Origin of the sequence: Blautia sp. HCN-1074, assembly GCF_037890165.1 — a bacterium.
In the GTDB taxonomy this organism is placed as follows: Bacteria; Bacillota; Clostridia; order Lachnospirales; family Lachnospiraceae; genus Blautia_A.
In genome coordinates this window covers 1-2,913 of the sequence record NZ_JBBKBP010000047.1, presented here as the reverse complement: position 1 = coordinate 2,913, position 2,913 = coordinate 1, and the positions used below count along the sequence as shown (strand labels likewise).

Genomic DNA, 2,913 nt, shown 5'->3' with positions numbered 1-2,913 from the left:
CCTTTGCGGAATACACCGCATAAGCGGTCTGTGTCGGCATATCCTTGATATTCTCTTTGACAGCATTTGCCTTGTCTTTCACTTTATTTTTCGTATCTAAGACAGCACCCACCTTTGAGCCTGCACGCTGTCCCATACTGGAAGTAGATGTATTGCCCCGACTGTCTTTTGTGGCTGTGTTCCTTGTCGGTTTTCTGTTTGAAATCGTGCTACCTACCACCGCACCAGCAACACCGCCAGCAGTAACCGCACCAGCAAGCCGTCTTTCCATACGCCTAGCTCTATGTCGCATAAACAGATATGGTCTGCGGAATATCCTGCGTCCCATGTTTTGACTGTCGCCAGCGTTCAAAGAGAACATACTCATTAAATCGCCCAGCTTCATATAAATACCAGCGAAACATACTATCTGCAAGAACGCTACCATAAAGAACGGATAGTCCGTGGAGATGTTATAAAACATACTGGAAATGCTGAACGCCACCGTTACAATGAGCGTTATTCCTGCCCGTGTCATTATGGTATTAAACACCCTTACGATTGCCTGCTTCGCCATGCTTTCATAGCTCGGTATCATGGAAAGTAAAAAGCTGATAGGTAAAAACATTGCAAAGATAATAAAAAGTATCTGGCTAAATAACATCATGCCCGTAAGCAAGAATACAAATATCGTTATCCCTAAATTGAAGAACAGTAGGAAGAACACCATGCCTAAACGGTTCACGACCTGCGGTATCGTCAGATTGTTGTTGTCGTTATCTTCGATTTCTGTTTTCACGACTTCCTCTCTGGTCTTTCCGTCCTCGTCCTCTGGACTTACTGATACCAGAGCTTCCACACGGTCTGCCCCGATTTCTTCTGCGTTGCTGTTCCCGAATTGTAAGAGTAACCACGGCTGTTCCACTTGAATAGAAAATAAGCTGTCCCGTATCAAGTCCACGCTGTCCTTGCCCTCGCTGTCAGAGTTGGGGAGCATGATTTTTGTTCCCAAGTCCAAAGAAGCGGTACTGATGTCTGATGAAAATTCATTTATCTTCTTGATATAGTCGGGAGCGTAGGCAATAAAAGAAGCGGACAGCACGAACACCACCACAAAGTTGATAACAGCGTGAAGTGCCTTGCTGGTTTCCCGTTTTATCAGTCCTGTATAGGCAACATAAAGTCCCACCACTAAGATAATGAGAAGCAGGAAACCGACATAAAAGCCAGAGCTGGAAAAACCGTTCTGTGTTACGCCTGCAAGGGTCTGTATGCTTTTTCCGATACTGTCTGCCATATCATTGATGAAGTCCAGCTTATAGGCTTCCTGCACCACATAGCCCGTAGCATTGCTTAAATAAAGGCTTATCGTCCAGACAAAATTGGTAATGCAGTAAAGCCCGTACTGCACCGATTTTCCAATCCCGTCCAGCCAGTTCCACGGCAACCACGACCAGCTATTATCCACATAAAAATCAAGCTGGTAATTCGACAGCGGATATTTAGAGTAAAGATTTTCTGCGTTTATGGTATCGTCCACAAGCCCCGTCGCATGAGCCACCGTCCCCAGAAGTGAAAGCAGGATAAGGGAGAGTGCCACCACGAACAGAGCCATTTTGAGAAAGTGAAGTATCTTCCTTTTTGTGAACGCACCTTTTATCCTTTCTTTCATCACTCCACCTCATTTCTCTGTACGGGCGGTCTGGTATCAAAGGCGTGTAGCAGTTCTTCAAAAACTGGGTGTATCTGTACCACACCGACACGCCCGTATAAGTCCTGCAATAAGCATTGTCCGTTCTCCAAATCACGAAGCCGTTTCTGGTTGTTTTCATCGTCCTTATCGATACCGAAAAATTCTAAGGTCTGTTTTATCTCGTTGATGTCAGTAGAACGGAAAGCGAATTTTAAGCCGATATTGTTTTTCAGACTTTCCTTTGCCACGTCCCCAGAAGATTGTGTAACGAAATAAACACCTGCCTGCATAGCTCGTCCAGCACGAACCAGCTTGTTAGAGAGCGTTTCTCCTTGTGCCACATTTAAGAACGCCCACGCTTCGTCCAAATCGACAATCTTAAAAATACTTCTGTCCGAATGGATAAAATCAAGGGCAAAGGTACTAATCACAATCAGCATAGATACCGACAATAATTCAATAGTCGTGTATTCTTCAAAGGTCGTGTCCTTATCTGGCAGTACAAGGTCGGCTACTTGAATGATATTGAGCTGGTTATCAAGGCTGATTGCATTTTCCACCGTACCGTCTGAAAACAGCAGATGTGCAAAGTCGTAGTCCGTGAAGCTGTCGATATGGTCTGCGATATTTCTTGATATGGGCGTATCTTCACGGCGTAGCTCGTCTATTACATGGAGCAAGCCCCGACTGTCGCTCTGGGTAACGGAACGAACCGCTTTTCGTAACACGGGGAATTTTTCGCCGTCCCTAGAGGAAATACCCGTAAGGAATGTTAAGATGTCGATTGCCAGACTTTCAGCGTCCTTTACATTCTTCATAATCACGAATGGGTCAAGAAGTCCTGCATTGTCTTTATCGCTGGTAAGATTTACGATATTGATTTCATGGGCGATTTCTGGAAGTGTTTCTTTCCAGTTGCCACGCTCGGCTTTGGGGTCTAAAATGACTGCTTGACCGCCAAACAACACCGAATAATACACCAGAAGATTGTTGCAGAACGACTTTCCACCGCCAAGCGAACCGACAAAAGCAGACGCTAAAGCGTTGGTAACTGTACCTTTTACGCCCTGCGAAGCTAAAGACGGTTGCAGGTACACATTTCTTCCCGTATCAACGGAATAGCCCATATAGATACCCGTAGTTTCCCCTAACTGCTGTGTCGCACCAAAGCCCAGCCCAGCTAAAAAATCTGATTTTACATACTGCACATAGTCATTGATATATCGCTTGCTGGCAGGAAG

At 45.3% G+C, this 2,913-nt stretch carries 2 protein-coding genes; both read right to left on the bottom strand.

What is annotated here, in order from left to right; all coding sequences use genetic code 11:
* Positions 1-1,651, bottom strand: a 1,651-nt coding sequence (locus WKT11_RS19610) for a CD3337/EF1877 family mobilome membrane protein (RefSeq protein WP_340285752.1), incomplete at its 3' end; no start/stop codon positions are given.
* Positions 1,651-2,913 (bottom strand): ATP-binding protein (locus WKT11_RS19605; RefSeq protein WP_340285749.1); only part of this gene is annotated, 1,263 nt, incomplete at its 5' end. The genes WKT11_RS19605 and WKT11_RS19610, both read right to left, overlap by 1 nt.